The organism is Vannielia litorea (assembly GCF_900142295.1).
Lineage (GTDB): Bacteria > Pseudomonadota > Alphaproteobacteria > Rhodobacterales > Rhodobacteraceae > Vannielia > Vannielia litorea.
The window spans coordinates 1,867,638-1,890,973 of sequence record NZ_FSRL01000001.1 but is presented as its reverse complement, the minus strand read 5'-3'; the positions used below and the strand labels follow the sequence as shown (position 1 = coordinate 1,890,973).

Annotated in this window: 22 protein-coding genes; 8 read left to right on the top strand and 14 right to left on the bottom strand. The window is 68.2% G+C overall.

The features are described from left to right. Positions 1-15 precede the first annotated feature (15 nt). The 3 genes from BUR94_RS09390 to lptF are packed head-to-tail and all read right to left on the bottom strand — an operon-like array spanning position 16 to position 4,423. Positions 16-2,175: an LPS-assembly protein LptD gene (locus BUR94_RS09390; RefSeq protein WP_245794413.1), complete on the bottom strand. Its 2,160-nt coding sequence runs from the start codon at positions 2,173-2,175 to the stop codon at positions 16-18. Beyond that, entirely contained in the window at positions 2,175-3,284 is a 1,110-nt protein-coding gene (gene lptG / locus BUR94_RS09385; RefSeq protein ID WP_074255994.1) for an LPS export ABC transporter permease LptG, read from the bottom strand. Before lptG ends, BUR94_RS09390 begins: the two co-directional genes overlap by 1 nt. After that, positions 3,281-4,423: an LPS export ABC transporter permease LptF gene (gene lptF, locus BUR94_RS09380; protein ID WP_074257656.1), complete on the bottom strand. Its 1,143-nt coding sequence runs from the start codon at positions 4,421-4,423 to the stop codon at positions 3,281-3,283. The genes lptG and lptF overlap by 4 nt, the downstream gene beginning before the upstream one ends. Before the next feature lie 156 nt (positions 4,424-4,579). Here lptF and BUR94_RS09375 point away from each other — a divergent pair, with 156 nt between their 5' ends. Next, positions 4,580-6,043 carry a leucyl aminopeptidase gene (locus BUR94_RS09375; protein ID WP_074255993.1) on the top strand — a complete coding sequence of 488 codons (1,464 nt, stop codon included), beginning with the start codon at positions 4,580-4,582 and terminating at the stop codon, positions 6,041-6,043. 5 nt (positions 6,044-6,048) lie between these two features. Then, on the top strand, positions 6,049-6,513 hold the full coding sequence (locus tag BUR94_RS09370) for a DNA polymerase III subunit chi (protein ID WP_074255992.1): 465 nt from the start codon (positions 6,049-6,051) through the stop codon (positions 6,511-6,513). Between the two features lie 278 nt (positions 6,514-6,791). Here the strand turns inward: BUR94_RS09370 and BUR94_RS09365 are convergent, their stop codons facing one another. The 8 genes from BUR94_RS09365 to cysG all read right to left on the bottom strand — a co-directional run bounded on the left by BUR94_RS09365 (position 6,792) and on the right by cysG (position 13,583). Next, positions 6,792-7,373, bottom strand: a complete 582-nt coding sequence (locus tag BUR94_RS09365; protein WP_074255991.1) for a retropepsin-like aspartic protease family protein — start codon at positions 7,371-7,373, stop codon at positions 6,792-6,794. A 32-nt stretch (positions 7,374-7,405) separates the two neighbouring features. Continuing rightward, entirely contained in the window at positions 7,406-8,020 is a 615-nt protein-coding gene (locus tag BUR94_RS09360; protein WP_074255990.1) for a MarC family protein, read from the bottom strand. Positions 8,021-8,075: 55 nt separating this feature from the next. Continuing rightward, positions 8,076-8,933 (bottom strand): ferredoxin--NADP reductase, encoded by an 858-nt coding sequence (locus BUR94_RS09355; protein WP_074255989.1) that lies wholly within the window; start codon positions 8,931-8,933, stop codon positions 8,076-8,078. 84 nt (positions 8,934-9,017) lie between these two features. Next, entirely contained in the window at positions 9,018-9,443 is a 426-nt protein-coding gene (locus tag BUR94_RS09350; RefSeq protein ID WP_074255988.1) for a DUF934 domain-containing protein, read from the bottom strand. A gap of 1 nt (position 9,444) precedes the next feature. Continuing rightward, positions 9,445-10,248, bottom strand: a complete 804-nt coding sequence (locus tag BUR94_RS09345; protein ID WP_084192970.1) for a phosphoadenylyl-sulfate reductase — start codon at positions 10,246-10,248, stop codon at positions 9,445-9,447. Further along, on the bottom strand, positions 10,238-11,905 hold the full coding sequence (locus tag BUR94_RS09340; protein ID WP_074255987.1) for a nitrite/sulfite reductase: 1,668 nt from the start codon (positions 11,903-11,905) through the stop codon (positions 10,238-10,240). Before BUR94_RS09340 ends, BUR94_RS09345 begins: the two co-directional genes overlap by 11 nt. Continuing rightward, the gene (locus BUR94_RS09335; protein WP_074255986.1) at positions 11,905-12,204 is read right to left on the bottom strand and encodes a DUF2849 domain-containing protein; all 300 of its coding nucleotides are present in this window, start codon (positions 12,202-12,204) and stop codon (positions 11,905-11,907) included. The genes BUR94_RS09340 and BUR94_RS09335 overlap by 1 nt, the downstream gene beginning before the upstream one ends. Continuing rightward, positions 12,204-13,583 (bottom strand): siroheme synthase CysG, encoded by a 1,380-nt coding sequence (gene cysG / locus BUR94_RS09330; RefSeq protein WP_074255985.1) that lies wholly within the window; start codon positions 13,581-13,583, stop codon positions 12,204-12,206. Before cysG ends, BUR94_RS09335 begins: the two co-directional genes overlap by 1 nt. Positions 13,584-13,720: 137 nt before the next feature. On the opposite strand from cysG, the gene BUR94_RS09325 reads away from it, so the two are divergent. Then, a complete protein-coding gene (locus BUR94_RS09325) occupies positions 13,721-14,191 on the top strand; it encodes an Lrp/AsnC family transcriptional regulator (RefSeq protein ID WP_074255984.1) in 471 nt (156 codons plus the stop codon). Between the two features lie 89 nt (positions 14,192-14,280). Here BUR94_RS09325 and BUR94_RS09320 read toward each other — a convergent pair whose 3' ends face one another. Together BUR94_RS09320 and BUR94_RS09315 are read right to left on the bottom strand one after the other, a co-directional pair. After that, the gene (locus tag BUR94_RS09320) at positions 14,281-14,775 is read right to left on the bottom strand and encodes a hypothetical protein (protein ID WP_074255983.1); all 495 of its coding nucleotides are present in this window, start codon (positions 14,773-14,775) and stop codon (positions 14,281-14,283) included. 30 nt (positions 14,776-14,805) lie between these two features. After that, the gene (locus BUR94_RS09315) at positions 14,806-15,987 is read right to left on the bottom strand and encodes a cytochrome P450 (protein WP_074255982.1); all 1,182 of its coding nucleotides are present in this window, start codon (positions 15,985-15,987) and stop codon (positions 14,806-14,808) included. A 46-nt stretch (positions 15,988-16,033) separates the two neighbouring features. On the opposite strand from BUR94_RS09315, the gene BUR94_RS09310 reads away from it, so the two are divergent. Both BUR94_RS09310 and BUR94_RS09305 read left to right on the top strand, forming a co-directional pair. Beyond that, positions 16,034-17,809 carry a sensor histidine kinase gene (locus tag BUR94_RS09310; RefSeq protein ID WP_074255981.1) on the top strand — a complete coding sequence of 592 codons (1,776 nt, stop codon included), beginning with the start codon at positions 16,034-16,036 and terminating at the stop codon, positions 17,807-17,809. Next, positions 17,806-19,041, top strand: coding sequence for a sigma-54-dependent transcriptional regulator (locus BUR94_RS09305; protein WP_074255980.1), 1,236 nt, complete (start codon positions 17,806-17,808; stop codon positions 19,039-19,041). The genes BUR94_RS09310 and BUR94_RS09305 overlap by 4 nt, the downstream gene beginning before the upstream one ends. 21 nt (positions 19,042-19,062) lie before the next feature. Here BUR94_RS09305 and BUR94_RS09300 read toward each other — a convergent pair whose 3' ends face one another. Then, the gene (locus BUR94_RS09300) at positions 19,063-19,608 is read right to left on the bottom strand and encodes a hypothetical protein (protein ID WP_074255979.1); all 546 of its coding nucleotides are present in this window, start codon (positions 19,606-19,608) and stop codon (positions 19,063-19,065) included. Between the two features lie 368 nt (positions 19,609-19,976). On the opposite strand from BUR94_RS09300, the gene BUR94_RS09295 reads away from it, so the two are divergent. The 3 genes from BUR94_RS09295 to BUR94_RS09285 all read left to right on the top strand — a co-directional run bounded on the left by BUR94_RS09295 (position 19,977) and on the right by BUR94_RS09285 (position 23,237). Next, complete coding sequence (locus tag BUR94_RS09295) at positions 19,977-20,978, top strand: TRAP transporter substrate-binding protein (protein ID WP_074255978.1); 1,002 nt, start codon at positions 19,977-19,979, stop codon at positions 20,976-20,978. A gap of 100 nt (positions 20,979-21,078) precedes the next feature. After that, a complete protein-coding gene (locus BUR94_RS09290) occupies positions 21,079-21,792 on the top strand; it encodes a TRAP transporter small permease (protein WP_074255977.1) in 714 nt (237 codons plus the stop codon). Further along, positions 21,792-23,237, top strand: coding sequence for a TRAP transporter large permease (locus BUR94_RS09285; protein WP_074255976.1), 1,446 nt, complete (start codon positions 21,792-21,794; stop codon positions 23,235-23,237). The genes BUR94_RS09290 and BUR94_RS09285 overlap by 1 nt, the downstream gene beginning before the upstream one ends. Positions 23,238-23,336: the final 99 nt, after the last annotated feature.

The following is a 23,336-nucleotide window of genomic DNA, read 5'->3' as shown; positions in this document are numbered from 1 at the left end:
GTGACCGGGCCGGGATCAGCCGCGGCATCCGCGCGCGAGGTGGCGCTGGGAGGCGCGGCCCGCGCCGAAGCCCGAAAGCGAGACCTGGAGCGCAAGATCGGTGGTCGGCTCGACGGCGGCGGAGGAGGTGAACCGGCGCGAGACCGAGAGATCGACCGCGACGCACTCGTTGCGCCATTCGACCCCGAAGGTGGCCTCTGCCGCGCGGTTCTGCTCGACGTCGTAGCGCCAGTCGAGCGAGAGGAGCCAGTTGTCATCGACCTGCCACGCGCTGTCGAGGGTGATCTCGTTCACGTCGAGGGGGCGGTCTTCGAGCGTGTTGGCCTCCATCCAGATGTAGGAGCCGGCGAGCGAGAGGGTCTCGGAGGACCAGGAGGCGCGCAGCTCGTTCATGGCGAAGGAGAAATCGTCGTCGAAGAGGGCGCGGTTGGTGAGCGTCAGCCGGTTGGGGAACTGGAGCTGGACGGCGGCGAGCCAGTCGGATTTTTCGCCCTCGAGGCCGGAGTATCCGGCGAACTGGCCGAGGTCGTCGGCGCGGATGATCCGTCCGAGGGTGACGCCCAGCATCCAGCCGTCGGCATCGAAGCGGGTCCAGCGGAGGCCGAGGTTGGCGCGCAGGCCGCGCTCGTTGACATCGCCGCCGGGGAAGCGGTCGAGCGAGAAGAGGTTGCCCTCGTCGAACTCCAGCAGGGTGCTTTCGTCATTGGGCAGGTCGGTGTCGCTCTCGGGGGTCCAGGCGAGCTGCACGATGGGTTCGAGGATGTGGGTGGCAAAGGCGGAGCGGCGGATGAAGGGCCAGCGCAGCTCGACCGCGGCCTGGGGCGTGACCTCGAAGACGGACTCCGAATAGGCGGCGTCGTCGGTGACGCTGGTCCAGTCGAGATTGATCGCGCCCAGGGTGCCGATCATCATGCCGTTGCCCAGCAGCCAGTCGCGCCGCCAGTCGAGCCGGGCCGAGGCGCGGGTGACATCGCGGCCATCGGTGATGAGGTCGTCGTCGGCGCTGTCCACGTCGAGGTCGGAGCGGCGGTAGTGGTGGTGCAGGTCGAAGGTGTAGCCCGCCGAGCCGCCCAGCCAGCCCGGGGTGAAGCGCCGCTCCCAGTGCAGGTCGGCGCGGATCGTGGGCTGGGTCTCGTTGCTTTCGCTGTCGCGCAGGGAGCGGTAGGCGGTGACATTGGCGCGGAAGTTCTCGTCGCGCCGGGTACGGCCGATCTCCACCGCGCTGTCGAGCCGGTCCTTGTCGGAATAGCCGTAATCGAGCAGGTAGCCCGAGTCGGAGACGGTCTCGATGTCGAAGGTCAGCTCGTAGCCGCGACCGATGTCGAACTGGCCTTCGATGAAGGCATAGGACCGCAGCTCGCCTTCCCGGATGTCATCCTCGGAGATGGCGCCCTCGATTTCCAGCTGGCCGGCGCGGAAGGCGCGGCGGAAGCGGTACTCGAGGGTGCGGGTGACGTCGGTCGACAGGTAGGGCGTGAGGGTCAGGTCGGCGCTGCGGCCCAGCGTGATGAAATAGGGGATCTTGACCCCGAAGCCGAGCGCATCGGTGGAGCGGAAGGTGGGAGACAGAAAGCCGGTGGCCCGCTTCAGCGTGGGGTCGGGGAGGCGCAGGCGGGGCAGATACATGATCGGCACGCCGGCGACCTCGAAGCGGGCATTGTCGAAATAGAGCTGGCGCTCCTGCTCGTCGTGGACGATCCGCCGGGCGCGGATCTGCCAGAGCGGCACCGGGCGCTTGGCGCAGACCTGGCAGGTGGAGGCGACGGTCTTGTAGAGCTGGGTGTAGCGGCCGTTGACCCGGTTGATCTCGGCGGCGGCGAGCTGGAGTTGCTGGTTCAGCACCATGCGGGCGGAGCGCAGGATGCCGTTGCGCAGGTCGGTCGAGAGCGCTGCGTCGGAGGCGAGGATCACCGTGTCGGCGCCGTCGGTCATGGCGATGGGGCCGTCGATCACCAGCATGTTGTTGGACTGGTCGTAGAGGATGCGGCTGGCGGTCAGCCGGGTGGTGCCCTGGAGCACCTCGACGTTGCCGGTGGCGATGAGCTGGTCGTTGCCGTTGATCTCGACCCGGTCGGCGAGCAGCACGGCATCCTCCTGCTGCGCCCGGACCGGCAGCGCCAGGATGGCGAGAAGGCCGAGGCCTGCGAGGAGAGAGGCGAGGAAGGGCCGCATCATCATCCGTCCTCCATGTGCAGGAGCAGCGCCAGCGAGGCGAGGATGCCGGCGATGGGCGGGGTCCATGCGGCCATGCCGACCGGGATCTGCCCGTTCTCGCCGAGGATCTGGGCGAAGTTGCGGATGAAGTAGAGACCGAGGCCCAGCATGAGGGCGAGCAGCAACATGAGGCCGGTGCGGCCGAAGCGGGTGTGGCGCATGGTGAAGCCCGCGCCCACCAGCACCATGGCCATGAGAAACAGCGGCAGGGCCAGCTCCATCTGCATCCAGACCCGGTGCAGCTTTGCCGAGAACCCGGCGCTCTCGAGGTTGGCGATGAAGGCGGGCAGCTCCCAGATCGGGATCGCGGAGGGGGTGCCGAAGCTGTCGCGGATCTGGTCGAGGGTGAGGGAGGAGGGCAGCTCCATCTCCATCGCGCGGGAGGAGGCCGCCTCGGGGTTGGGGACGCCGGAGAGTGGCCAGACCTTGGCGTTCTCGAGCACCCAGCGGCCCGGTTCGAGGCGGGCGGCGGCGGCCTCGATGCGCTGCACGGGGCCCTGCAGATCGCCGCCCTCGGGCGCGAAGCGGATGAAGGTGACCCCCTCGAAGGAAGTGCCGTCGAGACTGGCGCGGGCGGCGCGGATCACGGTCTGGCCCTCGCTGCCGCCCTGGCGCATCCAGAGGCCTTCGCCCGAGATCGAGAGCACCGAACCGCCGCCGGCCTCGAGATCGGCGGCCTTCTGTTCGTAGCGGACCTGGGTGGCGGCGACGATGGGGTTCATCACCGCGATCCCCAGCCCGCCGAGCAGGAGCGACACCGCGACCGGCGAGATCAGCGCCCGCAGCGCCGAGCGCCCGGCGGCGCGGGTGACCACCAGCTCGGAACTGCGCGCAAGCCCGAGGAAGAGCACCAGCGTGGCCAGGAGCACGATCAGTGGCAGGATGCGGTAGAGCGTTTGCGGCACCGAGAGGAGCGAGAGCTCGAAGGCCGCGCCGAAGGAGATGTCGGCATCGGAGAAACGGCGGATCTGCTCGACGATGTCGAGGAGCGTGAGCAGGATGGCAAACACGCCGAAGACGCCCAGCAGGGCGATGGCGAACTTGCGGGCGAAGTAGAAGTGAAGTCTCACGTCGCCGCCTCCGACGTGACATCCACCCTGCGCCGCCGGGTGAAGAGGAAGGGCCGGTCGGCATACCACAGCAGCATTGCCGACAGGGCGAGGCCGATCGCGATCGGCAGGTAGACCAGCGGCCAGAGGGCCGCGTCCTTGCGGGCGGCCCCGGCGGCTGCGGCTTCGACGACCTGGATGAAGATCAGCAGCCCGACCGCCAGGAGGACCTGCCGCCAGACCCCGAAGCGCGAGAAGCCGCCGGTGAGCAGGGTGGCAAAGCCGATCAGTGCCGCCACCAGCGCGGTAAAGGGCTGGGCGATGCGCAGGTTGGCCTCGTAGATGAACTCCGCCCGGGTGCTCCGGGTCACCTCGAGGATCTCGGGGGTCGGCGCAAAGAGCACCGGGGTCGGGTAGTGGCGGATATCGGTGCGGGCGAAGGTGGTGGTGCTGATGAGCGCGCCGATGTCGTAGGAAAAATCCGAGAAGGCGGTGTTGAAGAGCCGCTCGGTCTCGGCCGAGAGGGTCTGGGCCGCACCGTCGAACATCACCAGCTTCGGCCCGGTGTCCTGCCGGACGAGGAAGGCGCGAGCGGCGGTGTAGGTGGTGCGCTGGTCGGGGTTTCGGGCATCGGAGAGGAACACGTCGCGCAGCTCGCCTTCGGGCGAGATCTCGCGGATGTAGAAGGTGATCCCCTTGGCGGGGTGCAGGAACTGGCCCTCGGTGAGGAAGCGCGTGGTGATGTTGTTGGCGATCTCCGCCTGCCGTTCGGCCAGCTGGCCGCGCGATACGGGCACCAGCACATGCACCAGTGCCGCCATCAGCAGGGCGACGAAGAGCCCGAAGACCAGGACCGGGCGGGCCATCCGCCAGGCCGAGAAACCGGTGGCCTGGATCACGACGAGCTCGGATTCGGAGGCCAGCAGGTTGGTGGCGTAGACCGTGGCCACGAAGGCGGCCATCGGCAGCACGAGGCGGATCACGTTGGGCAGGGAGAGCGCGGTGAACTCGACGAAGACGCCCGCCGACTGCCCGTCGGCGATGAGTTGGTCGAACAGGATGACGGCGCGGTTGACCCAGTAGACCGAGACCAGCACCAGCGAGAAAAAGCCGAACAGCACAAGCAGTTGCGCAAGGATGTATCGGTCGTATCTCGGCACCGGCTGCCCCAAGGGTGGTGTTCTGGTTGGCGGTGAAGCTACCTGATCGGCCGGAGCGGGGAAACCGTTAATGGCGGGGTGGGCGGTGCTCCCCCTTTTCCTTTCGGGCGGTTGTGCCCTAGCTATGACACCGGACCAACCAAAGGAGTCGCCCAGATGACCGATCTGCCCCGTTTCACCCTCAAGGAAACCGACATCGAGGCGATTGCCGGGGCGGAGGGCCGGGTCGTGGTGCTGGTGCCCGAGGGCGGCCAGCTCGACGTGGCGGGGCGGCGGGTCAACCGTCTGTGCAAGGGGGCGCTCAAGCGGTTCGTCGAGAGCGAGGCCTTCGGGAAGCTCGAGGAGGGCGAGGCGAAGGATCTGGCCTGGCCCGCGGGCATGGCGGCGGAGGCGGTGCAGGTGGTGCGGCTGTCGCGGCGCGCCTCGGTGGAGGAGGCCCGCCGTGCGGGTGCGGCCATCGGCAAGGCGGCGGGCGAGGGCCCGGTGCTGGTGCTGGCGGGGGCCGCCCGGCGCGCGGATGCGCTGCTGCTGGGCGCGCTGCTCGGGGCCTATGACTACGTCGAGATGACCTCGAAGGCGCCGAAGCCCCAGCCGGAGATCACGATGATGCTGGGCAAGCCCGAGGAGGTGGACGGTGCGACGGTGCAGGCGATGGCCGAAGGGGTGGCCTTCACCCGCGATCTCGTCAATGCGCCCGCCAACGTGCTGACGACCACCAGCTTTGCCGATCGGCTGAAGGCGCTGGAGGGCGACGGGCTGACGGTCGAGGTGCTGGAGGAGGCCGAGCTTGAGAAGCTCGGCATGGGCTGCCTGCTGGGCGTGGGTATCGGCTCGGAGAGCCCCTCCAAGGTGGTGGTCATGAGCTGGATGGGCGGCAAGACGGACGAGGCCCCGCTGGCGCTGGTGGGCAAGGGCGTGGTGTTCGACACCGGGGGAATCAGCCTCAAGCCCGCCGCGGGCATGGAAGACATGACCATGGACATGGGCGGCGCAGGCGTGGTCAGCGGCGTGATGCAGCTTCTGAAGGCGCGCAAGGCCAAGGCCAACGTGGTGGGGCTCGTTGGCCTGGTGGAAAACATGCCCGACGGCCGTGCGCAGCGGCCCGGGGACATCGTGAAGAGCATGAAGGGCGACACGGTGGAGGTGATCAACACCGACGCCGAGGGCCGGCTCGTTCTGGCCGATGTGATGTGGTATGCGCAGGAGCGGTTCAAGCCCGCCGCGATGGTGGACCTCGCCACGCTGACCGGTGCGATCATCGTGGCGCTGGGGCATGAGAACGCGGGCGTTTTCTCCAACGACGACAAGTTTGCCGGGGCCTTCCTCAAGGCCGCCGAGGCCGAGGGCGAAGGGGCCTGGCGGATGCCGCTGGGCAAGGCCTATGCCAAGCAGCTGAAGAGCCGGAAGGCGGATGTGAAGAACGTGGGCACGCGCTGGGGCGGGGCGATCACGGCGGCCGAATTTCTCAGGCGCTTCGTGCAGGACGGCACGCCCTGGATTCACCTCGACATTGCCGGTGTGGCACAGCCTGCCGATGCGCCTGCGCTCGGGCCCAAGGGCGCCTCGGGCTGGGGCGTGCTGGCGCTGAACCGGCTTGTCGCGGACGGCTACGAGGGCTGAGCTGCATGGGCAAGGCCATGTTCTACCACCTGACCCGGCAGCCGCTGGAGGCGACCCTTCCGGTTTTGCTGGAGCGCAGCCTCGCCGCGGGCTGGAGGGTGGCGGTGCGTGGCCGCGACCCGGCCCGAATGGACTGGCTGGACGAGAAGCTCTGGCTCGGACGGGACGAGGCCTTTCTGGCCCATGGCCGGGCGGGCGGGCCCCATGATGCGATGCAGCCGGTGCTGCTGACCACGGAGGCCGACCTGCCCAACGGCGCGAGCTGCCTGATGGCGGTGGATGGCGCGGGCGTGGACCCGGGTGAGGTGGCCGCGCTGGAGCGGGTCTGCGTGCTCTTCGACGGGCACGACCCGGATGCCATGCAGCACGCGCGCGGCCAGTGGAAGGCGCTGACCGGGGCAGGGGCCGTGGCTGAATACTGGTCGGAGGAGAGCGGGCGCTGGGAGAAGAAGGCCGAGAGCGGCGGGTAGCCGGGGTGGCGGGAAGCGCCCCGCCCGGCGCCTGAGACGAGGGTGGGGGCTTTGGTGGGGGCTTTCGGCGCCGTGGCGGCCGGCCTTGCCCGAGGCCCTGAAGGGATTTGAGCCTCCGGCGGGAAGGTTTATTGCAAGACAATGGCCGCGGGCCACTCGGTGGCGCAGCGGGAGCCGGCGGCGGCCCTGGTGCTGGTGAGACCTTCGGAGAGTTCGGGGCAGGCGCGGAGGGGGGCGCCGAGACAACACGCAGGACGCATCGCGCCTGCGACCTGCGCTCAGCGCTGGAGGATCATCTCGCCGCGGGAGAAGCTGACCGAGGCGAAGCGTTCGAGATAGCGCATGCCGAGCAGCGAGCCGTTCATCTCGCCGTCGTTGACCAGCGCGGTCACGTTGCGGTCGGTGATGCCGCCGAGGGCGACCTCGTCGAGCCGCACCAGCGCGGTGCGCACCTCGCCGTTGGCGGTGATGGCGCGGCCCAGGTAGGCAAGGCTGTCGGGGTCGATGCCTGCGGCGCGGGCGTCGTCGCGGCTGAGGACCATATCGGAGGCGCCGGTATCGACCACGAAGCGGGTGGCGGCGCCGTTGATCTCGAGCGTGAGGTAATAGTGACCGTCGGCAGAGACGGGTACCTCGACGCGGCCATCGCCCTCGAAGACCGATTGCCGGGGCGCGACCTCGCGTTTCACGTCTTCCCAGAGGCCGTAGGCGACGACGGCGCCGAGGAAGATGAAGACCCAGAGCGCGGCATGCCGCGCGGTCTGGCCCCAGTTGGTGCGGCCCGACACGAAGAAGTAGCTGCCGACGAAGACGCCGAGCAGGATGAGATAGGTGAGCCGTCCGAGGGTATCGCCGTCCATATCAGGTATTTAGGCGGGGGCGCGGCGCTTTTCTAGAGCAGTGACAGGTCGCGCAGCCCGTCGATGACGAATTGCACCGAGAGAGCCGCGAGCAGCATGCCGAGCAGGCGGGTGGCCACGTTGATGCCGGTCTTGCCCAGGAGCCGCGACAGCAGTCCGCCGCCGAGGAACAGCAGCAGCACGATCAGCAGGACGGTGGCCATGACGCCGATGACCGTGCCGGTGGTGGCCCAGGTGGCGTTGGGCGAGCCCGAGAGCAGGATCATCGAGGCGATGGCGCCGGGGCCGGCGATGAGCGGCGTGGCGAGCGGAAAGATGGAGGGGTCGGGCCGGTCTTCTTCGGCCTGGTCCTCGCGGCGCTTGGTGCGGCGCTCGAAGAGCATTTCGAGCGCGGTGAGAAACAGCAGCAGCCCGCCGGAGATGCGGAAGGCGGGCATGGAGATGCCGACGAACTCCAGCACCGCTTCGCCGGCGATGCCGAAGACGCAGAGGATGGCAAAGCCGATCACCACGGCGCGGATGGCGATGGCACGGCGGCGGGCCTCGCTCTCGTCGTGGGTCATGGCGGCAAAGAGCGGCGCCAGGCCGAGCGGGTCGATCACCACGAAGAGGGTGACGAAGGCGGAGATGAGGAAGGCGGTATCCATGGCTCTCGCCTAGGATGTTCGGCGCGGCGGGGCAAGAGCCACCGCGCCGGAGCGATCAGTCGAGAAACGCCTTTTCGACGACGTAATGCGCGGGCTTGGAGTTGGCGCCTTCCTCGAGACCGTAGGCCTCGAGCATCTCCTTCAGCTCGAGGTTGAAGGCGAGGTTGCCGCAGATCATCGCGCGGTCGGTCACAGGGTTCAGCGGCGGCACGCCGAGATCCTCGAAGGCCTCGCCGGTACGCATCAGGTCGGTGATGCGGCCCATCTTGGCACTCTCTTCACGGGTGGTGGTGGGGTAGTAGCGGATCTTCTTCCAGAAGCCCTCGCCGATCACCTCGTTCAGCAGCTCGTCGGATTTGAGGCTTTCGATCAGATCGCGGCCATAGGTCAGCTCGCCGGCCTCGCGGCAGGTGTGGGTGATGATGACCTCGTCGTAGTCCTCGTAGGTCTGCGGCTCGCGCAGCAGCGAGGCGAAGGGGGCGAAGCCGGTGCCGGTGGCGAAGAACCAGATGCGCTTGCCGGGCAGGAGCGCGTCGTGCACCAGGGTGCCCACGGGTTTGGGCCGCAGGATCAGCTCGTCGCCGGGCTGGATGTGCTGAAGCTTGGAGGTGAGCGGGCCGTCCTGCACCTTGATCGAGTAGAACTCGAGCTCCTCGTCCCAGGAGGGCGAGGCGATGGAATAGGCGCGCAGCAGCGGCTTGACCTTGCCGGTCTTCGGGTCGGGGTCGCCCATCAGGCCGATCATCACGAACTCGCCCGAGCGGAAGCGCAGGCTGGCGGGCCGGGTGCAGCGGAAGCTGAACAGCCGGTCGGTGTAGTGCTTCACCTCGGTCACGGTCTGCGCGTCGGGCAGGGTGGGGGTGGCTTTGACGGGTTGGCCTTGCGCTTGGGTCACGGGGCTCTGTTCGGTCATATGCGATTGTCGCGGGCGTTATCGGCCTCGCGGCTCCTTGCTGCCTTGATCTGTATCAGGATTTTTGAATGCGTTCCAAGTGGCTCAGCCGCGCAGGCGGGACTGGTAGTCGTTCGCCTGCCAATCGGCACGGAACGCCCACTCGGCTTCGGGCTGGCGGGCGGCGAGCTCGGGCGAGATCTCGACCTCGTCGAAACCGCAGCGGCGGGCCATGGCATACTGGTCGGAGATCACGTGACCGAAGGCGCGCAGGCGGCCGGCAAAGCCCATGCGGCGCAGTTGGCGCGCAAGGGTGAAGCCACGGCCATCGGCGAAGCTGGGAAAGGCCACGCGGATCATGTCGATGCCGTCCAGCCGGGCGGAGAGCGCGGCCGGGTCGTCGCTCGGGGCGAGGTCCACGGCGAGCGCGGGGGCACCGGTTTCGGTGCTGTCCAGCTCGGCCAGCGGGGTGACCGGGTGGGCCCAGTCGTCGGGGGCGAAGCCTTCGTCTGTCACGAGGATGCTGGTCATGTCAGGCGCTCTTTCGTTCCGGGGCGGCTTGGGGCTCGGGGGCGGCGGGCAGGGGGCCGCGCACGAGCTTGCCGTCGATGAAATGGATGCCGCATTCTTCCTTGTCCTCGCCGCGCCAGCGCCCGGCGCGGGCGTCTTCGCCCTCCTTGACCGGCGTGGTGCAGGGGAAGCAGCCGATGGAAGGGTAGCCCTTGGCCACGAGGGGATGCCGGGGCAGGTCGTGCTCGTCCATGTAGGCGCGCAGGTCCTGGGCGGTCCAGTTGGCCAGCGGGTTGACCTTGAGGCGGGGGCCCTCGCTCTCGAAGGGGGAAAGCGCGGCGCGGGCCTCGGCCTGGAAGCGCTTGCGGCCGGTCACCCAGCCATCGTAGGCCAGCAGCGCATTGGCCAGCGGCACTGTCTTGCGCAGGTCGCAGCAGGCGTCTGTGCTGCGCTTGTGCAGCGTGTTGTCGGGGTCGTGCGCCGAGAGGTCGGCCTCGCTGGCGCGGACCACCTCGATGCCGGTGAGGCCGAGGGACCTTGCCACATCCGTTTGATACTTCAGGGTTTCTTCGAAGAGCAGCTGGGTGTCGATGAAGAGCACGGGATGCGCAGGGTCGATCTGCGCGATCATGTGCAGCAGCACGACCGACTCGGCGCCGAAGCTGGAGACGGTGGCGATGCGGCCGAGAGAGGGCTCCGTCAGCGCGTGGCGGAGGATCTCCTGGGCGGAGGCCCCGGAGAAACGCGCGTTCAGCGCCTCGGCCTCGCGCGCGGCACGGGCTTCGGCCACCTCGTCGGCGACGCCTGTTACGCTGTCACGCGGCATTGCGGGCCTCGCTTTCGGGGTAGAGGGCGGCCTTGAAGGGCGCATCCCCCAGACGGCGGAAGGTTTGCAGGAAGGTCTCGGCGGGCTCGGCGCGCAGGTCGAGGTAGGCCAGCATCAGGCGCTCGATGGCAGGCACGATCTCCTCGGCGGAGAAGCCGGGGCCCATGCGGGTGCCGATGGCGGCGGTCTCGGTGTGATCGCCGCCGAGCGTGACCTGGTAGTTCTCGACCCCGGCACGATCCAGCCCGAGGATGCCGATGTGGCCGACGTGGTGGTGGCCGCAGGCGTTGATGCAGCCGGAGATCTTGATCTTCAGCGCACCGACCTCGTGCTCGATCTTCAACTCCTCGACACGGGTGGCGATCTCCTGTGCGATCGGGATCGAGCGGGCGGTGGCCAGGGCGCAGTAATCCATGCCGGGGCAGGCGATGATATCCGACGCCAGCCCGATGTTGGCGGTGCCGAGCCCGGCGGCCTTGAGCGCGGCGTGGATCGCCGGCAGGTCTGCCTTGTGGACATGGGGCAGGATAACGTTCTGCTCGTGGCTGATGCGCAGCTCTCCGTGGGCATAGTCTTCGGCCAGGTCGGCCATCAGGCGCATCTGGTCGGAGGTTGCATCTCCGGGGGTCTTACCGTGGGCCTTTATCGAAATTGTGACAATGGCGTGGTCCGGATTGCGGTGGGCCGCCAGGTTGGTGTCGGCCCAGGCGCGGAACACCGGGTCGGAGGCATAGGCGGCGTCATAGGCGGCCACGTCGCCCTGGCGGAGGGCGGGGGGGGCGAACTGGGCCTTGATCGCGGCGAGCATCTCCTGGTCGACGCCTGTGAACTCGGGGCGGATCTCGGCGAAGCGGCTCTCGATGAGGTCGCGCATGGTGTCGATCCCGTTCTCGTGGACGGTGATCTTGATGCGGGCCTTGTACTTGTTATCGCGCCGCCCGAGCGTGTTGTAGACGTGCACGATGGCCTCGCAGTAGGGCAGCAGGTCGGCCTCGGGGAGGAACGCGCGCACCACCTGGCCGATCATGGGCGTGCGTCCAAGCCCGCCGCCGATGATGACCTTGAAGCCCAGCTGGCCTTCCTGCTCGACCAGTTGCAGACCGATGTCATGGGCGCGGATCACCGCGCGGTCGGCCTCGGCGCCGGTCACGGCGATCTTGAACTTGCGGGGCAGGAACTGGAACTCGGGGTGATCGGTGGACCATTGGCGCAGCAGCTCGGCATAGGGGCGCGGATCGGCCACCTCGTCGCCGGCGGCCCCGGCGAAGTGGTCGGAGGTCACGTTGCGGATGCAGTTGCCGGAGGTCTGGATCGCGTGCATCTGCACGTCGGCCAGGGCCTCGAGCATGTCGGGCACGTCCCTCAGCGCGGGCCAGTTGTACTGGATGTTCTGCCGGGTGGTGAAATGGCCGTAGCCCTTGTCCCACTTGTCGGCGATCATGGCGAGCTGGCGCATCTGGCGGGCCGAGACGGTGCCATAGGGGATGGCCACCCGCAGCATGTAGGCGTGCAGTTGCAGGTAGAGGCCGTTCATCAGGCGCAGCGGCTTGAATTCGTCCTCGGTGAGCGAGCCGTCGATGCGGCGCTCCACCTGGGCACGGAACTGGCTGACGCGGGAGCGGACGAAGGCTTCGTCGAAGTCGGTGTAGGAATACATCAGAGGTCCACCTGCTTGCCGTGGGCGTAGTTGGAAGGGCCCTTGGCACGGAAGGCCTCGCGGAAGTGCGTGGGCCTCGGGCCGCGCGGGGAGGGGGCTGCATCGGCGAGATAGGCGCCGACGATCTCGCTCACCTGGAGCGAGGCGGCGGCGAGCGCGGCCTCGGCCGGGGCCTCCTCGGTGAAGAGGCGGGCCTCCTCGTGGCGGCGCGACCAGTCGCCGGAGTTGGTGAGATAGATCACGTCGCCTTCGATCAGCGCGTTGGCCGTGACGACCTTGGGCGTATAGGGCTTGGGCATTACTGGGCGGCCTTCAGCTGGAGTTGGGCGGCGGCATCGCGCGGGGCGAGGCCATAGAGCAGGACGGCGGGGCCGGAAAGGCCCTCGGTCGTCTCGGGCAGGGCGGCGAGGGTGGTATGCAGCACGCGGGTATCGGGGCGCGAGGCGTTCTCGACCACGGTCACGTCGGTGGCGGGGGAGGCACCGTGCATCATCAGGCGGCCCTGCAGGAAGCGCGCGCCCTTCTTGGCCATGTAGATGGCGGCGACGGAGCCGGGGCGGGCCAGCGCGTGCCAGTCCTGCTCGGTGAAGCCCTGGGTGTCGTGGCCGGTCAGGAAGCGCAGCTCGGTGTTGCGGCCGCGCTTGGTGAGGCTCTGGCCGATGGCGGCGGCGGCGGCGGAGGCGGCGGTGATGCCGGGCAGGATGCGGGTGGCGATGCCATGGGGGGCAAGCGCTTCGAGTTCCTCGTCGAGCCGGCCGTAGATCGCCGGGTCGCCGCCCTTGAGGCGAACGACCTTTTCGCCCTTCAGCGCATGGTCGACGATCAGCGCGTTGATCGCCTCCTGCGGGGTGGAGCGGCCGAAGCCGCGCTTGGAGACGTCGATCATCAGCGCCTCGCGGCGGGCAAGCTCGAGGATCGCGGGAGAGACCAGCCCGTCGTGGATGATGGTTTCGGCCTCGTCCAGCGCACGGCGGGCGGCCAGGGTGAGCAGCTCGGGGTCGCCAGGGCCTGCGCCGACGAAGGCGACCTCGCCGGGCTCGGGGGCTTGGGCGAGGTGGCGGGCGAGCAGGGCGTCGAGCGCCTCGCGGGCGTTGTCTTCGCCCTTGGCCAGCGCCTTGGGGCCCTCGTTGAAGTAGTAGTCGGCCCAGAAGTCGCGGCGCGTCTTGCCCATGGGAAGGGCATCTGCGGCGGCGCGGAAGGCCTTGCCGATGCGGGTGAGCAGGCCCAGCGAGGCGGGCAGGCGCTCTTCGAGGTCGCGCTTGATGGCGCGGGCGAGCACGGGGGCGGCGCCCTCGGTGCCGATCGCCACGGTCACCGGGTCGCGGTCGACGATGGCGGGGGTAATGAACTGGCTGTTGTGCAGGTCGTCGACGATGTTGACCAGCGCGCCCTCTGCCTCGGCCAGGGCCTTGATGCGGGTGTCTTCGGCGTGGTCCTCGTTGGCGCCATAGGCGAGGCGGGTCTGCGCAAAGTCGCCTGCGCGGGCGGCGCGGCGGTGCAGGGTGAGCTTGCCGCTCTCTGCAAGGGCTTCGAGGTCGGCGTGGGGGGCCTCGGCATAGACGTGGATCTCGGCCTCGGTCTTCAGCAGCAGCCGCAGCTTGGCCAGTGCGGCCTCGCCGCCGCCGGACAGCGCGACGCGCTCGCCACGGAGGTTCACGAAGATCGGAAAATGCTGCATTGCGGCGGCTCCTGTTGCGTGAGGAGAGATATAGAATTTTGTTCTGGCAAATGGCAGCCACCTGCGGCAGATAAGGAAAAACGTTCCCTGTATTGGGGCAAGTGGGCGGTAATTCCGCCGAAGCGGGAGAAAAGCGAATGTCTGTCCGATTGGACCGGATCGACCGGAAAATCCTTGCCGAACTCCAGAGCGATGCGGCGCAGTCGCTGGACGAAATTGCCAAGAAAGTGGGCAGTTCGAAGACGCCCGTGTGGAATCGCGTGCGCAAGATGCGGGAGGCCGGGGTGATCCGGCAGAACACCGTGCTGCTGAACGCCGAGGCGCTGGGGCTGGAGGCCTGTTTCTTTGTGCTGATCCGCACCAGCGAGCACGAGGCGGAATGGCAGCGGAAGTTCCTCCAGGCGCTCAGGGTGCGGCCCGAGGTGCTGGAGGCGCACAGGCTGGCGGGCGACATCGACTACATCCTGAAGGTGCAGGTGACGAATGCGCGGGCCTATGACGAATTCTACCAGGCGTTGATCTCGGAGGTGAAGATCCACAACGTGACGGCGCTGCTCTCGATGGAGGAGATCAAGAGCACGACGGCGCTGCCGGTGGGGGTGGACTGAGGCCGAAGCCGGGCGCGCATGGCGGGCCTGTGCCACTGCCGCCCGCACCTCAATTTAATCCAATGACATGAGGCGCATGCGGGGTGAGGTTAATTTGCCTTGGCGAGCGCCTCGAAAACCGGCTCGAGCTTGCGGGCGAGGCCGGTGGAGAGGCCATCGCGGATGACGCTCCGCTCGCCTGCGCCGATGCCCGAATCCTCCCAGATGACCAGCCGCCCCTCCGGCACCTCGCGGTAGAGCGATGCCCAGATGGCGGCGCTGTCAGGCCCGGCGGTGGCGCGGATGTAGAAGGTGAGGTTGAGCGGGGCGATCATGCCGAGCGTGTCGGGGGTGGTGGCGTATTCGTCGGTGCCGAAGCCCCATTCGACGAGGCCGAGGCCCAGGTGCTCGAGGCCGGCCTTGGAGGCGAGCCCCGCGACGGAGGTTTCGAGCGGGGCGCACATGTCGTTGGCGAAACTCTCGCGGGTGAAGGTGACGCACTGGGTGAGGATGCCGTCGTAGCCGCTGGCCCGTTCCGGCGAGAGGACGCGCTCCTGCGCGGCTGCGGGCAGGGACAAGGCGAGGAAAAGCAGGGCGGCGCGCATGAACAATCTCCTGAAGCAATGGCCCGGAGGTTAGGCGGTGACGACCAGCTTTTCCAGCCCGTGGAAGTGGTAGACCGGCGCGTAGCGCGGCGCTTCGGCCAGCGCGAGGCCGGGGCAGGCGGCAAAGAGCGCGGGCAGGGCCACTTGCAGTTCGAGCCGTGCGAGGGGCGCGCCGACGCAGAAGTGGAGCCCGGCGCCGAAGGCCATGTTGGAGGGGCCGCGGCGGATGGGGTCGAACACATCGGGGTTGGGGTAGGCCGCCGGATCGCGATTGGCTCCTGCAAGCAGGCAGGAGATCTTCTGGCCGCGCTTCAGCTCGTGCCCGTAGACCTCGAAATCCTCGCGGGCGATGCGCTCGAAGATGTGGAGGGGCGGCGCGAAGCGGAGCACTTCCTCGGTGAGCAGGGGGGCGTCCTCGGTGGATGAGGCAAGGGCTGCAAGGTCATGTTCGCAAATGAGTTTCACCGCGTTGCCGAGCGAGTGCACGGTGGCCTCGTGGCCAGCGTTGAGCAGCAGGATGACGGTCGAGGTGAGCTCGGCGGCGGAGAGTTTCTCGCCCTCCTCCTCGGCGGCGATGAGATGGGAGAGGAGATCGTCGGAGGGTGTGGCCCTGCGGCGGGCGATCTCTTCCGCGAGGAAGGCGGTGAAGGCACGGGTGGCGGCGATGGCGGCCTCTTCCATCGCCGGGGTCCGGCCGGCCTGGTACATGCCGACCATGGCATTGGACCAGGCGAGCAGGTCTGGCGCACGGGCCGTGTCGACGCCCAGGAGCGTGGCGATGGTGATGACGGGGAGCGGGCGGCAGAAGGCCTCGTGCAGATCGAAGGGGCCGGAGGGGAAGGCGGAGATCAGGCGGGCGCAAAGGGCCTCCAGCGCGGGGCGCTGGGCCTCGACGGTGGCGGAGGTGAAGGCGCGCAGCACCAGCCCGCGCAGCCGGGTGTGCCGCGGCGGGTCGAGCTCGAGCATCGAGTGGGCCTCGACATCGTAGAAGGGTTGCAGGCGCTCGGGCACGGGCGGGGCCAGGTCGGGGGGCATCTCGCGGCCCAGGCGGCGGTCTTTCAGGAGGCGTTTCACCTGGGCATAGCCGGCGGCGGCGACCTGGCCGTAGTCCTCCCACAGGAACAGGTCTCCGGCGTCGCGGGCGCGGTGGTAGAAGGGGTAGGGATCCTGCACGAAGGCCGGGTCGGTCGGGGATTGCGAGAGGCGCTGCATGGCGCGACGCTTTCAGAGGGGCGGGGGATTGTCTAGAACACTTGGCATGACCCGGCGGCTTGTCATCATCCTGCTCTACCTCGCGGCGGCGGCGCTCCTGTCGGCGGCGGTGGGCTGGGGCGGGTTCACCTCGGCGCTGGACGAGGTGGAGCGGCGCGGGCGGAGCGATCTGCGGCTCACCTCGCAGCGGCTGACGGCGCAGTTGCAGAGCTATGGCGAGCTAGCGGTGGCGCTGGCCGACCGGCCCGAGTTGCGGGCGCATATCGCCGAGCGGGGCAACCTTGCCGAGGTGACCGCCGTGATCCAGCGCCATGCCGACATGACCGGCAGCGTGGCGGTGCTGCTCACCGATGCCGAAGGCCGGGTGCTGGCATCGACCAATGGCGCGCCGGACGATTACGGGCGGCTCGGGGGCCCCGTGGTGGAGCGGGCACGCCAGGGCGCCCTGGGCAGCGGGCACGGGGTGGATGCGGGCAGCGGGCGGCGGCTCTATTCCTTTGCCGCGCCGATATACTCCGAGGCCGGGCCGGTGGAGGGCACCGTGGTGGTGCGCGCCGACCTCGGGCTCATCGAGCTGGATTGGGCCGGCGACCCGGTGCCGGTGTTCTTTTCGGATGCGGCGGGGGTGATCTTTGCGGCCAACAGGTTCGAGCTGCTGTTTCGCAGCCGGACGGAGCCTGCGGAGCGTGCCATCTATGCCGGGGTGGAGCTGCGGCCCTTCATCGACCACCGGCCCTGGCAGGCGGAGGGGCGCGACCTGTGGTGGGTCGATGCAGGGCCCTACATTCCGAGTGCCGCGCTGCACATGGTGCAGGAGTTGCCGGTGATCGGAATGCGGGGCGAGGCGCTGATCGACCTGTCCCCGGCGATCCGGATCGCGGCGCTCGGCGCGGCGGCGACGGCGGCGCTCTGCCTCGGGTTCGGGGCCTTCCTCTTTCTGCTCTCGGAGCGGCGGCGGGCGCTGGCGCTGCGGCTTGCCGTGGAGGCGCGGGCCAATGCGGTGCTGGAGGCGCGGGTCGAGAAGCGGACGGCCGCGTTGCGGGCCGCCAACGAGCGGCTCAAGGCGGAGGTTCATGAGCGAATGGAGGCGGAGGCGGCGTTGCGGCGGGCGCAGGCGGATCTGGTGCAGGCGGGCAAGCTGAGCGCGCTCGGGCAGATGAGCGCGGGGCTGAGCCACGAGCTGAACCAGCCGCTGATGGCGATCCGGAGCTTTGCCGAGAATGCCGAGAGCTTTCTGGAGCGCGGCAGCCCGGAGCGGGCGGCGCAGAACCTCGGGCGCATCGGAGACCTGGCGCGGCGGATGGGACGGATCATTCGCAACCTGCGGGCCTTTGCCCGGCAGGAGAGCGAGCCGATCGGGCGGGTCGATCTGGGCGCGGTCGTGGAGGCGGTGCTGGAGATGGCGGAGGGCCGGGTGCGCCAGGCCGGGATCGAGGTGGCCTGGATGCCGCCGCCGGCGCCGGTCATGGTGCGGGGCGGGGAGGTGCGGCTGCAGCAGGTGGTGCTCAACCTCGTCAGCAACGGGATTGATGCCATGGCCGGGAGCGCGGCGGCGCGGCTCGAGATCGCGATCGAGCCGGGCGCGCCGGTGCGGCTCAGGGTGGCCGACAGCGGGCCGGGCATTGCCGAGCCCGACCGGATCTTCGACCCGTTCTACTCGACCAAGGAGGTCGGCGCGAGCGAGGGCATGGGGCTTGGGCTTTCGATCAGCTACGGTCTCGTGCAGAGCTTTGGCGGCAATATCCGCGGCGTGAACCGCCCAGAGGGGGGCGCGGAGTTCACCGTGGAGCTGCAGCCCGCAGACATGGAGGCCGCGGCATGAGCGGGGCGCGGCGGGTGCTGGTGGTGGATGACGATGCCGCCGTTCGGGAGGCGCTGGGCCAGACGCTGGAGCTGGCCGAGATCGAACCGATCCTGGCGGGAAGCTACATCGAGGCCAAGGACCATATCGGGCCGGAGTTCGACGGCGTGGTGGTCAGCGATATCCGGATGCCCGGACGCGACGGGTTTTTCCTGCTCGCGGAAGCGCGCAAGCGCGATCCAGAGCTGCCGGTAATCCTGCTGACTGGCGAGGGCGACGTGCCGATGGCGGTCAAGGGGATCGGGGAGGGGGCCTTCGACTTTCTCGAAAAGCCCTGCGGCCCGAAGGAGCTGGTGGGCGCGGTGGAGAAGGCGCTGAAGGCGCGCGCGCTGGTGCTGGAGAACCGGCGGCTGAAGCGCGAGCTGGAACGGGGCGACGCGGCGGCGCGGATGATCTTTGGCCAGTCGGCCGAGGCGCAGGGGATGCGGGCGCAGGTGCGCGCGGTTGCGCGGGCGGGGGCGGAGGTGCTCATCACCGGCGCGCCGGGGTCGCAGACGGCCAAGGTCGCGGAGGTGATCCATCTGCTGTCGCCGGCGGCGCCGCAGCCCTTCGTCAAGCGGCTGGCGGCCTCGCTCGACGAGGCGCGGCTCGATGCGGCGATCGAGGCGGCGGGCGCGGGCACGCTGTTTCTGGACGAGATCAGCGCCTTGCCGGCGGCGGTGCAGCTGGTGCTGCTCGACCGGCTGGAAAGCCCGGGCGAGGCGCGGATCATCGCCGGCACCACGCGCGACCTGATGGCCGAGATGGGGGCGGGGCGCTTTGCCGCCGATCTCTACTACCGGCTCGACGTGATGCAGGTGCGGATCCCGACCTTGCAGGAGCGGCGCGAGGATATCCCGGTGCTGTTCCGGGATTACGTGGCGCAGGCGGCGGAGCAGGCGGGGATTCCCGAGCCGGAGGTGACCGAGGAGCACCTTGCCGGGTTGATGGCGCAGGACTGGCCGGGCAATGCGCGCTCGCTCATGAGCGCCGCCATGCGCTTTGTGCTGGGGATGCCGGGCGAGGTGCAGGAGGCCGCGGAGCTCGGGCTGGCCGAGCAGATGGCGCGGGTGGAAAAATCGCTCATCGCCGCCGCGCTGGGGCGACAGAACGGCAATGCGACGGCCACGGCGCAGGCGCTGAAGCTGCCGCGCAAGACCTTTTACGACAAGCTGGCGCGGCATGGGCTGAAGGCCGAGGACTTCCGCCGGTAGCGGCCGCGCCCGGGCAGAGGCTCAGGCGGTAATCCTGGGCAGGGGATTGCCGTAGTTGTTTTCTGGCGTCATCCGCCCGAAATCCAGCTCGCCGAAATTGGCCCGAAGCTGCTCGCCGGTGATCGCCTCGGCGGAGGCGAAACGCAGCCAGTAGCGCAGGCTGAACCGGATGCTGCCGTTCTTGCGGAAAAACAGGGTCAGCTTGTCCTTGCAGCTGGTGCCGTAGTCGACGCCGCTGACGGTCATCGGCGGGCTCGCGCGGTCATCCTCGTTGCGGCAGGGGCTGTGCGACAGGAACAGCTCGCAGCGCTTGGGCAAGCGCCCTGCGCTGGTACGGAAATCGCGGAGGATCTCGGGCCAGTCGCAGATGAAGTGCATCTCGGCATGGGCGGATTGCCCTGCGACGGCTCCGTGCACATAGGGGGCGGTGGCGCCGAGGTCGGGCGTGCTGGTGACGAGGTAGTAGCGGTGACCATCCAGCCCCGCGACAAGCGTGATGACATGGTGCGCGGCGGCCTGGGCGGCAGTGCAGGCGGCGGTGAGAGAAGCATGTGTGGTGAAAGGCATGATGTGATCCCGGAAAGACGTGATGAAATGACGTAGGGTAAAGGTGGTTGCGCGTGGTGCGGTTTTCAACTCAGGGGCGAGACAATATCGTGCAGATTCTCGCTCGCGGCGCAGGAGGGATTTCGCGGACTTGTGCGGATTTTCGCACAGGTGGCGGGTCGGCACTGTGTGGGAATGGGGACGGTCGAGGGGCGCGCATGGCGCGCGCGATCACCAACCTGTGAGGATTAGTGAGCGTTGTCAGCCCTTTGCCGCAATTCTCCGGGGCCTGTGGACTGACCCCTTGCGGCAACCTCCGGCTTGCGGCTTGTTCTTGGCAGGCGCTGGGAGGCGCTCGAACGAACCAACATGTCTGGGAGGACATCCACATGAAATTCGCGACCCTCACCGCAACCGCGGTGGCTCTTGTCATGTCTGCCGGTGCGGGCTTCGCCGCCTGCGACGATGGCGAGATCGTCATCAAGTTTGCCCATGTCACCAATACCGACAAGCACCCCAAGGGCATCGCCGCCTCGCTCTTCGCCGACCGGGTCAACGAAGAGATGAACGGCAAGGCCTGCATGGAGGTGTTCCCGAACTCCACGCTCTACGACGACGACCAGGTGCTGGAAGCCATGCTTCAGGGTGACGTGCAGTTTGCCGCGCCCTCGCTGTCGAAGTTCGAGACCTTCACCAAGCAGTTCCGCATCTTCGACCTGCCCTTCATGTTCAAGAACGTCGAAGCGGTCGATGCCTTCCAGGCCTCCGAGGCCGGCAAGGCGATGAAGGACTCGATGGTGCGCCGTGGCCTGCAGGGCCTCGAGTTCTGGCACAACGGCATGAAGCAGTTCTCGGCCAACAAGCCGCTCGAGATGCCGGGCGACGCCTCGGGCCTGAAGTTCCGCGTGCAGCCGTCCGACGTGCTGGTGGCGCAGATGGAAGCGCTTGGCGCCTCCGCCCAGCCGATGGCCTTCTCCGAAGTTTACGGCGCGCTCCAGCAGGGTGTCGTGGACGGCCAGGAGAACACCTGGTCCAACATCTACGGCCAGAAGTTCTTTGAAGTTCAGGACGGCACCACCGAGACCAACCACGGTGCGCTGGACTACCTCGTGGTGGCCTCCGTCGACTGGCTCGACAGCCTGGACGCCGAGGTGCGGGACCAGCTGCTGACCATCCTCAGCGAGGTGACCGCCGAGCGCAACGCCGCGGTGGGCCAGGTCGATGCCGAAGCCCGTCAGGCGATCCTGGATGCCGGTGGCGTGATCCGCGAGCTGACGCCCGAGCAGCGCCAGGCCTGGGTCGACGCGATGAAGCCGGTGTGGAGCCAGTTCGAAGGTGACGTGGGTGTCGAGAACATCGAAGCCGCGCAGGCGATCAACGCCTCCATGTAAGCGGTCAGTCTGACACGTAAAAACCGGCCTCGCGCGCAAAGCGCGGGGCCTCGCTGCAAGACAGTTGCAGCATACCGGGGACAGTGGGGGAGGTGACGGGATGTCATCCTATCCGGGCAGCGGCACCCGTCTTGGCCGCATCGTCAACAGTTTCGAAGAGACCTTCATCGCCTTCCTGCTGGGAATGATGGTGATCGTGACCTTCGTGAACGTGGTGTTGCGTTACCTCTTCAACAGCTCCCTGATCTGGGGGCTGGAGGTGACGCTGATCCTCTTCGCCTGGCTGGTGCTCTTCGGCATCGCCTATGCCTTCAAGGTCACGGCGCACCTTGGGGTGGACGCGCTGCTGAACATGCTTCCGCCCAAGGGCAAGCGGGTGCTGGCGCTGGTGTCGCTGGGTATCTGCATGGTCTACGTGCTGCTCCTGCTGAAGGGGTCGTGGGACTACTGGGCGCCCTTCGCCGGGTTGCCGCCGACCGAGGGCCGCTGGTTTCCCACCGGGATCAACTGGGGCGCGCGCAACAACAGCTTCATGATGACCGAGCAGGTGCCGATGCTGGACTGGCTGCGGTTTCTCGAGCCGATCACGCTGAACCGGGGCTACCCGGAGGCGGAGTGGGATCACTGGGACAAGCTGCCCCGTTTCCTGCCCTACGCGATGCTGCCGGTTGCGACCGCGCTGATGCTCTACCGGCTCTGCCAGGTGGGCTGGCGCATCATCACCGGCCGTCAGGACAGCCTGATCGTGAGCCATGAGGCCGAAGAGGACGTGGCTGCCGTGGCCGCCATGAACCGCGACGAGGAGACCCGCTGATGGACGTGTTCCTGCTCTTTCTGATGGTCGTCGGCCTGCTGATGATCGGCGTTCCGATCGCGGTGTCGCTCGGCCTGTCGTCGATGGTCTTCCTGCTGGTGCTGTCGGATACCTCGCTCGCCTCGGTGGCGCAGACGCTCTACCAGGCGATGGAGGGCCATGCGACGCTGCTGGCGATCCCCTTCTTCATCCTGGCCTCGAGCTTCATGAGCACGGGCGGCGTGGCCAAGCGGATCATCCGCTTCTCCATCGCCTGTGTCGGCCACCTGCGCGGCGGCCTCGCCATCGCGGGGGTTTTCGCCTGCATGCTCTTTGCCGCGCTCTCCGGCTCCTCGCCCGCAACCGTGGTGGCCATCGGCTCCATCGTCATCGCGGCGATGAAGCAGGCGGGCTACACCAAGGAGTTTGCCGCGGGGGTGATCTGCAACGCGGGCACGCTGGGCATTCTCATTCCGCCGTCGATCGTGATGGTCGTCTATGCCTCGGCGACCGATGTGTCGGTGGGCCGGATGTTCCTCGCAGGGGTCATCCCCGGCCTGCTGGCGGGCTTCATGCTGATGGTCACGATCTACATCATGGCCATCGTCCGCAACATGCCCGCCGGGCAGTGGCAGGGGTGGCGCGAGATCGGCCGGAGCTTTGCCGAGGCCTTCTGGGGCCTGATGCTCATCGTCATCATCATGGTGGGGATCTACGGCATTCCGGGCATCACGCCGGCGATCTTCACGCCGACGGAAGCCGCTGCCGTGGCCTCGGTCTATGCCTTCATCGTGGCGGTCTGGGTCTATCGCGACATGGGGCCGCTGGCCGAGCGGGACGGGCGGAAGCGGGCGAGCCTGCTGACCCGGCCGCAGGCGCTTGTCACCGCCTTCTTCCACCGCGATACCCGCGACACGCTCTTTGACGCGGGCAAGCTGACGATCACGCTGATGTTCATCATCGCCAACGCGCTGATCCTGAAGCATGTGCTGACCGACGAGCAGATCCCTCAGCAGATCGCGGGGGCGATGCTTTCGGCGGGCTTCGGGCCGATCATGTTTCTTGTCATCGTGAACGTGATCCTGCTGATCGGCGGGCAGTTCATGGAGCCTTCGGGGCTGATCGTGATCGTGGCGCCGCTGGTGTTTCCGATCGCGCTGGAGTTGGGGATCGACCCGATCCACCTCGGGATCATCATGGTGGTGAACATGGAGATCGGCATGATCACACCGCCGGTCGGCCTCAACCTCTTCGTGACGAGCGGTGTGGCGGGGATGCCGATGATGCGGGTGGTGAAGGCCGCGGCCCCCTTCCTGGGCGTGCTCTTCATCTTCCTCATCATGATCACCTACATTCCGCCGCTCTCCACGGCCTTGCCCAACGCCTCCTCGCTCGGGCCGCAGATCAAATGCGACCCGATGCCGAGCGAACGGACCGAACGCGCCTTCTGCGAAGCGCGTCAGTAAGGGGTTATCTGGTGTGAAACTGGGGGTCGCCTTCGCGGGCGGCCCCTTTTTCATGCGGTGCTGAGGGCATGGGCCGGGAACCGGCGGGCGGGCGGGCGC

Excerpts from the sequence above, each read along its gene's own strand:
- BUR94_RS09300 (WP_074255979.1), bottom strand. The coding sequence starts at position 19,608 with ATGCCTTTCACCACACATGCTTCTCTCACCGCCGCCTGCACTGCCGCC.
- BUR94_RS09345 (WP_084192970.1), bottom strand. The coding sequence starts at position 10,248 with ATGCCGCGTGACAGCGTAACAGGCGTCGCCGACGAGGTGGCCGAAGCC.
- BUR94_RS09370 (WP_074255992.1), top strand. The coding sequence starts at position 6,049 with ATGGGCAAGGCCATGTTCTACCACCTGACCCGGCAGCCGCTGGAGGCG.
- BUR94_RS09335 (WP_074255986.1), bottom strand. The coding sequence starts at position 12,204 with ATGCCCAAGCCCTATACGCCCAAGGTCGTCACGGCCAACGCGCTGATC.
- BUR94_RS09355 (WP_074255989.1), bottom strand. The coding sequence starts at position 8,933 with ATGACCGAACAGAGCCCCGTGACCCAAGCGCAAGGCCAACCCGTCAAA.
- BUR94_RS09350 (WP_074255988.1), bottom strand. The coding sequence starts at position 9,443 with ATGACCAGCATCCTCGTGACAGACGAAGGCTTCGCCCCCGACGACTGG.
- BUR94_RS09315 (WP_074255982.1), bottom strand. The coding sequence starts at position 15,987 with ATGCAGCGCCTCTCGCAATCCCCGACCGACCCGGCCTTCGTGCAGGAT.
- BUR94_RS09375 (WP_074255993.1), top strand. The coding sequence starts at position 4,580 with ATGACCGATCTGCCCCGTTTCACCCTCAAGGAAACCGACATCGAGGCG.
- BUR94_RS09360 (WP_074255990.1), bottom strand. The coding sequence starts at position 8,020 with ATGGATACCGCCTTCCTCATCTCCGCCTTCGTCACCCTCTTCGTGGTG.
- BUR94_RS09340 (WP_074255987.1), bottom strand. The coding sequence starts at position 11,905 with ATGTATTCCTACACCGACTTCGACGAAGCCTTCGTCCGCTCCCGCGTC.
- BUR94_RS09285 (WP_074255976.1), top strand. The coding sequence starts at position 21,792 with ATGGACGTGTTCCTGCTCTTTCTGATGGTCGTCGGCCTGCTGATGATC.
- BUR94_RS09305 (WP_074255980.1), top strand. The coding sequence starts at position 17,806 with ATGAGCGGGGCGCGGCGGGTGCTGGTGGTGGATGACGATGCCGCCGTT.
- BUR94_RS09390 (WP_245794413.1), bottom strand. The coding sequence starts at position 2,175 with ATGATGCGGCCCTTCCTCGCCTCTCTCCTCGCAGGCCTCGGCCTTCTC.
- cysG (WP_074255985.1), bottom strand. The coding sequence starts at position 13,583 with ATGCAGCATTTTCCGATCTTCGTGAACCTCCGTGGCGAGCGCGTCGCG.
- BUR94_RS09365 (WP_074255991.1), bottom strand. The coding sequence starts at position 7,373 with ATGGACGGCGATACCCTCGGACGGCTCACCTATCTCATCCTGCTCGGC.
- BUR94_RS09290 (WP_074255977.1), top strand. The coding sequence starts at position 21,079 with ATGTCATCCTATCCGGGCAGCGGCACCCGTCTTGGCCGCATCGTCAAC.
- BUR94_RS09320 (WP_074255983.1), bottom strand. The coding sequence starts at position 14,775 with ATGCGCGCCGCCCTGCTTTTCCTCGCCTTGTCCCTGCCCGCAGCCGCG.
- BUR94_RS09295 (WP_074255978.1), top strand. The coding sequence starts at position 19,977 with ATGAAATTCGCGACCCTCACCGCAACCGCGGTGGCTCTTGTCATGTCT.
- BUR94_RS09325 (WP_074255984.1), top strand. The coding sequence starts at position 13,721 with ATGTCTGTCCGATTGGACCGGATCGACCGGAAAATCCTTGCCGAACTC.
- BUR94_RS09310 (WP_074255981.1), top strand. The coding sequence starts at position 16,034 with ATGACCCGGCGGCTTGTCATCATCCTGCTCTACCTCGCGGCGGCGGCG.